The sequence below is a fragment of the Leptolyngbya sp. FACHB-36 genome (assembly GCF_014695955.1).
GTDB lineage: Bacteria > Cyanobacteriota > Cyanobacteriia > Leptolyngbyales > Leptolyngbyaceae > FACHB-36.
The window spans coordinates 1-6521 of sequence record NZ_JACJPG010000356.1; the positions used below are offsets into that span (position 1 = coordinate 1).

The 6521-nt window shown below is 53.7% G+C and carries 4 protein-coding genes; all 4 read right to left on the reverse strand.

Annotated elements, in window-relative coordinates:
* Positions 1–258 precede the first annotated feature (258 nt).
* The 4 genes from H6F43_RS10075 to H6F43_RS23070 all read right to left on the reverse strand — a co-directional run bounded on the left by H6F43_RS10075 (position 259) and on the right by H6F43_RS23070 (position 6518).
* Positions 259–702 carry a hypothetical protein gene (locus tag H6F43_RS10075; protein ID WP_190342649.1) on the reverse strand — a complete coding sequence of 148 codons (444 nt, stop codon included), beginning with the start codon at positions 700–702 and terminating at the stop codon, positions 259–261.
* A 249-nt stretch (positions 703–951) separates the two neighbouring features.
* Entirely contained in the window at positions 952–4932 is a 3981-nt protein-coding gene (locus H6F43_RS10080) for a magnesium chelatase subunit H (RefSeq protein ID WP_190342650.1), read from the reverse strand.
* Between the two features lie 389 nt (positions 4933–5321).
* Positions 5322–6113: a YdcF family protein gene (locus H6F43_RS10085; RefSeq protein ID WP_190342651.1), complete on the reverse strand. Its 792-nt coding sequence runs from the start codon at positions 6111–6113 to the stop codon at positions 5322–5324.
* Between the two features lie 258 nt (positions 6114–6371).
* On the reverse strand, positions 6372–6518 hold the full coding sequence (locus H6F43_RS23070; protein WP_347272392.1) for a winged helix-turn-helix transcriptional regulator: 147 nt from the start codon (positions 6516–6518) through the stop codon (positions 6372–6374).
* Positions 6519–6521: the final 3 nt, after the last annotated feature.

The following is a 6521-nucleotide window of genomic DNA, read 5'->3' on the forward strand; positions in this document are numbered from 1 at the left end:
TCTTCACGGTCGGATTAATGTATGAAACAAAAAAGAATGTGGAAGATTCACACCCATAAATTGCCCAATTTAATTTCAAGCCAATGTCTCGTCATCCGTTCGATGATCCACCATGTACTGCCATAGCTCAGATTTCGTCATGGTTGCAAAGTTTGGCTTGGTCATAAAACTTTCCTTACTTAACGCTTTAGCAGTTACCAGGTTTGTTCGATAGCGTTGCTTTTACGGACCAATGCTTCAAACCTCCGTTTCACCTTCTCATGAGTATCTTGCCACCCTAGTTCCCACCACCAAGGTTTCTGCTCTCTGTTCGATGTATTCACATACTTCGTCCCAACTCTTGAACTTTAGCTCCTCAACAAAATAGCGCGGTAAAGAGGTTAGTAAGTAACCAAGCTGCTTCCACTCCAGAAAACTCTCATCGTCCCAGGATATGAAGTCTTCGTATTCTCCAAAAATGATCTCATGCTCTCGGTGGATTGCTAGAAATTCTCTTACTGATAGCAACACGCCTTTGTACAGCCAGTTTGAACCTTCTCCTAGATCTGGGTTCCAATACTCCTCTGCTGACAAAACTACCTCCGCGACAATGACCTCTTTCCGTTTAACTATGCCCGGTTGCTCAAGTGTCCAATATGCCCAGCGGTATCCGGCATCTACAAAGACCTTACAGTTTTTGCAAGCAAAATATAAGTCATTCATAGCCAACTATATGATTTGACTAAAATCCTCAAGATGTTCACACCATAAAGAGTGCTATCTGTTTCCTCTTCACGCGTTTTGCGGCGTTCCTCAAGCAGTTCAGCTGAATGTTCCATCGATCGAATTTCAATTCCAAGAGTTTCTTTGGCTTGTCCATAAGCGCATAAAAAGCTTCGTTGCGATTAATTAGAGCACATCAACAAAAAAGGGGCAGTCAGCGACTACCCCAAAAATAAACAGAACGATTCGCTACTCAACGCCTTCGATGCGGTCTTCAACTTCCTGGTATAGCTGGCGCAGCTTCTCCAGGTTTTCTTCACTGGTTTCCCAGTAGCCGCGACCGTTTGCTTCTAGCAGCGTCGTTACCATTTTGCGGAACGAGTTCGGGTTCAGATTCATCAACCGCTTACAGAGTTCTTCGTCTTTAAAGAACGTGGTGTTAGTGTCTTCGTAAACCCAGTTGTCTACTGCATTTGCCGTTGCCGACCAGCCCATTGTGTTGACCAACCGCTTCGACAATTCCCGCACGCCTTCGTAGCCGTGGGACAGCATGCCCTCGTACCACTTGGGATTCAGGAGCTTAGTGCGAGCGTCGAGGCGGACCGTTTCCGACAGCGTGCGGATTTGTGCGTTCGCGGTTGTCGTGTCTGCCATGTAGGAGACAGGCATTTTGCCATCGTCCCGCAGGCGCGACACGATTTTGGTCGGGTCCGAATCGTAGTAGTGGGACACGTCCGTCAGCGAGATTTCTGATGAATCGAGGTTTTGGAACGTCACGTCTGCCGTCTTCAGGCTCGACTCAAAGATCTCGCGGCTTTGCTCCATCATGCCGGGGTTATCCGACGAGAAGGCAAAGGATTTGCGAGCGAGGTACATATCCTGAAGTTCCGATTCCTGTTCCCAAGTGCCGTTTTCCACCGCCAAGTTGATGTTGGAGGAGTAGGAGCCGGACGCATTCGAGAACACGCGAGTCGCTGCCTGCCGCAGATCGACGCCGAACTCCTTCGACTGCTGAATTGCGTGCTTGCGGACGAAGTTCTGCTCCAGCGGCTCGTCTGCCTCGGCTGCCATCTTGACGGCTCGATCGAGCAGCGCCATCTGGTTAATGAACAAATCGCGGAACACGCCAGAGCAGTTGATCACCACGTCGATGCGGGGACGCTCCAGTTCTGCCAGCGGGATTAGCTCCAGCTTGTTGATCCGTCCCAGCGAGTCGGGCAGCGGACGCACGCCGACCATCCAGAGAATCTGCGCCAGCGATTCGCCGTAGGTCTTGATGTTGTCTGTACCCCACAGGACGCACGCGATCGTCTCCGGGTACTTGCCACCGTTTTCGGCGGCTTGGCGGCTCAGCAGGCGATCGACGACAACCTTCGCGGATTTGACCGCGGCAGCGGTGGGAATCGACTGCGGGTCCAGCGCGTGGATATTCTTACCCGTGGGCAGCACATCCGGATTGCGAATCGGGTCGCCGCCGGGACCGGGAGTAATGTAGTGTCCATCTAGCCCGGTGATCAGGGCACCGAGTTCGTTATCCGCGACGATCTGCTTGAGGCAGAACTCCAGATACTCGAACAGCGGCTTGATCGGCTCGACATCGACTTTGGCGTAGCCTGCCGTGTGCAGCGCTTCGACCCACGGCTCCTTCTTGCCCATGTTGAAGAAGTTGAGCTTGGTGATGCGAGAGACGCGCCCATCGGCATCGGTTTGGGCGTGCACGAGAGCCGTAACGGCAGCGCGAACGGCTTGGTTGATGTCGTTGAGAAGCTGCACATCATCGAGTACGCCACGATCGCTGTTCGTATAGACTTCGTCGATGTTACGTCCGACGCCGTTAGCGATGATGCGCTGCAGGCTTAAGATCCCGTCCTCTTCGCGATCGAGCCCGGCAATATTCACCAGCGTAGCGATCGCTTCTTCTGCCGTAGGCGGTTTGCCAATCACATGCAGACCGCAGGGCAGCAGGCGCGATTCGATCTCCATCAGCTTGATGTAGACCTTGCCGACGATCGCGTCGCGCTCCTCTGCCGCCAGGTCTTTGGCGTCGGCATCTGGCAAGTTGATGTCCTTGTCCAGATTGCACATCCGCGCCTTGTCCATAATCGTGTTGGTGATCGACTCGCCGCGTCCGGTGTCTTTCAACGTTTGATAGGAGGCAATCAGGTCGCTTAGCTCCTTCAAGCCTTTGTAGAGTCCGGCGTTCTCGGCAGGCGGCGTCAGGTAAGAAATCGTCTCTGCATAAGAGCGGCGCTTGGCGATCGTTGCCTCACTGGGATTATTTGCCGCGTAGTAGTAGAGGTTAGGAATCGTGCCGATTAAGCTGTCGGGGAAGCACTCGCCGGACATGCCAATTTGCTTACCGGGCATAAACTCCAGCGATCCGTGTGTGCCAAAGTGCAGCACCGCATCGGCTTGCCAAATTTGCTCCAGATACGTGTAGTACGCGGCAAAGCCGTGATGAGGACTGGCAGAACGCGAGAACAGCAGCCGCATCGGGTCGCCTTCGTAGCCAAAGGTGGGCTGCACGCCGATGAACACATTGCCAAACGTTTTGCCGTACACCAGCAAATTCTGTCCATCGGTGTTGAGGTGTCCTGGCGGCGGACCCCACGAGGGGATCAGTCGATCGGAGTAGGGCGTCAGCCGCTCGTATTCCTCCACCGACATTTTGTAGGCAACGTTGAGTTCCGGGCTGTTGTACTGCGCCTGAGCGTTGTGCAGCACTTCCAGCATCAATGCGTCTGGGGATTCGGGAAGTTCCTGCACGTCATAGCCGTTGTCGCGTAGGGCTTCCAGCACTTTGTAGATGGAGCCAAACACATCTAGGTAGGCAGCCGTGCCGACGTTGCCCTTATCCGGCGGGAAGCTGAACACCGTAATCGCCACGCGCTTGTGCAGCTTCGGCTTGCGACGCAGATTTGCCCATTTCATCGCCCGCTGCGCGATCGCCTCAACGCGGTCTTGCAGCGCGATCGCCTTGCCTGTTGTACCGTCGCGACCTGACAGAATGATCGGTTCGATCGCCCCATCGAGTTCGGGCAGCGCAATCTGTAGCGCCACCTGAATCGGGTGCAGACCCAGTTCGCTGTCCTGCCACTCTTCGGTGGTTTGGAACACCAGCGGCAGCGCCACCATGTAGGGACAGTTGAGCCGCTTCAGGGATTCGATCGCTTTGGGATGGTCCTGCCGTGCTGGACCGCCGACCAGTGCAAATCCGGTTAGCGAGACAACGACATCGACGATCGACGCCGTTTTATTAATCGGGTTGTAGAAAAAGGCATCGACGGGCTTGGAGAAGTCCAACCCGCCCGCGAACACCGGAATTACCCGTGCGCCCATTGCCTCTAGTTCCGACACCATTGCCACGTAGTGGGCATCGTCTCCTGTAACCAAGTGCGTTCGCTGGAGCACCAGTCCGATCGTCGGCGCGAGGGGGTCTTTCAGGTCGCCGCCAATGTCGCGCCGCGAGTTAAACCAGTTGAGGTACTCTTTGACGTCCTCGTACATTGCGGGCGCAAGCGGATGCCAGATCCCCATGTCCGGAAAGGTTACGGGGTCCTGGTACGTCAGCGACGCCCGATCGCCGTCCTTAAACACATAGCGATCGGCGAGCATCAGCAGAAAGTTCTCCAGGTTTTCCTGCGACCCACCCAGCCAGTATTGAAAGCTGAGCATGAAGTTGCGAGCGTCCTGCGCCTTCTCGACAGGCAAATACTTCAGCACCTGCGGCAGCGTCCGCAGCAGCTTTAGCATTGCATCCTGAAATCCGGCGCCGGATTTTTCCTTGCGCTTCTTCATGAAGCTGGAAATAACGCTCTTGGACTGCCCAATCTGCGCGAGGGAGAAGCTGCCCATTTTGTTCAGGCGCATCACCTGCGGCATGGACGGAAACACGACGGCTACGTCGAGGCGATCGCGGTGTGGTTCGACTGCCGCGACGACCTTATCTGCCAAATCTTCTAGGAAGATCAGTGAGGCAATGAAAATATTGGCGTCGGCAATATCACGCTTAAAGGCGTCGTAGTTATTCGGATCGCGAAGTTCCTCAATCAAGTAGCCACTAATTTCAACAGCGAGGTGCGGATGACTCTGGTTAATCGAGCGAACCGCTGCTGAAAGGGAACTTTGGTACTGAGGCTCCAGCACGACATAGACCACCTTGAGCAGCGATCGTCCCTTCAGATCGTCTGGGGCGACGTGTCGGATGGTGGGCTTGACGTGGGTGAACATGCGGTTAGGCTCCTTACTCTTGATGCGATTGAGCACTCAGCGATTTGTGTTCTAGATGCCGAAATCTTGACGTTTTCCAACGATCAACGACAAAAACCGAAACAAATCGCGACGGGCTAATGAAGTTGCACAAGAATTGTTTGTACCAGAAAACCGTTACCACATGGGCGTTTCGGCGCCTAACCGACACAATTCGATAAAAATATCTGATAATTTGTTTACTTTGATTAACAAATCGCGGGAGCAGATGCTCCTATGGTATCTTTACAAAGCTTAATAGTAATTGCTTCTCAGCAAAATAGTTTGGCGCACGCGCAGAATTGAGCAATTCCGCTTGCGGATTTACTTCAAAGCTTTGAACGGATTGAAGCGGGTCGATCGCAGATCGTTTATGCCCAGCCTCGCAGACGATAGATAACGATCCCCACATACTCTTTCAGCGCCCGCGTCACGATCCGCAATCGGTCCGCATCTGGCAGGATATTCAGAATTGTCGTCTGGGGAGTACCCTGAAAATTTCGCTGGAGCGGGTCTGTGGTGAGGTAGTCGGTGGGAGCGGCGATCGGATCAATGCCCAGCTTCTTGAAGATCAGCAGCGATCGCGGCATGTGCAGCGCAGACGTGACCAGCAGAATCCGACGAATCCCCTGAGTCTCCATAATCTGCTTGACGTTCAACGCATTCTCGCGCGTGTTCAGCGAGGTGGGATCTTCCAGCATGACCGTCTTAGGAACGCCCATCGTCTCCATGATCTGAGCCATATCGCTGGATTCAGACGGTCCGCCGCCTCGCCAGTCAATCCGTCCGCCACTCAGAATCACGCGGGGCGCTTTGCCTTCCCGAAACAGCTTGGCAGCGTAGAGGATGCGATCGCCCTCTTCCATTACTTCCACCCACGGGCGTGGTGACTCTGCCGGATAGGTGCAGCCGCCCAGCACCACAATCGCATCCGCTTGCGGCACTGGATTGGGTGGACGGTTCTGGAACTCCAGCGATTGCGCCAGCGCGCTGCACACCCAGCCGCTACTGCTGGCAAGCAGCACGACGAATGCCAAAAGGATGGGAATTGATGTGAGGCGCGATCGTCGCCACAGCAGCACCAGCGCCACTAACAGCATCAGGCAGGTGAATCCGATCGGATACAAGAATAGCGGCAGAACTTTGGAGAGGAAGAGAAACATGTAGAAAGTTGTTAGTCAGAAACCAGCTACAGAATAGCCCTTGATTTTAGATCTTGCTTGCTCCTGCCCAAATCTTCATTGACCAACGAAATATTCCTCCTTCCAAGTTGAGAAAGAAAGCGTGGGACGACAACGTCTCGATCGAGCAAATAACGGCACAGTTAAGCGACGACTATCAACTAAAACGAACCGCAAAAACTCTATTTATCGCCCTAACCTGAGGTCTGACAGACGTGCGGTTCAACAACGGCTAATAGTCTACAAATCCTGCTTTTTACGGTCTGCCTCAAGTTCACGCTGTAGTTCTTCAATCGAATCCAATATCGGCATAAAACGCAGTCCAAAGTCTGTTAGCCGATACTCCACATGCGGCGGCACCGACGGATACACAACCCTTTCTAGAATGCC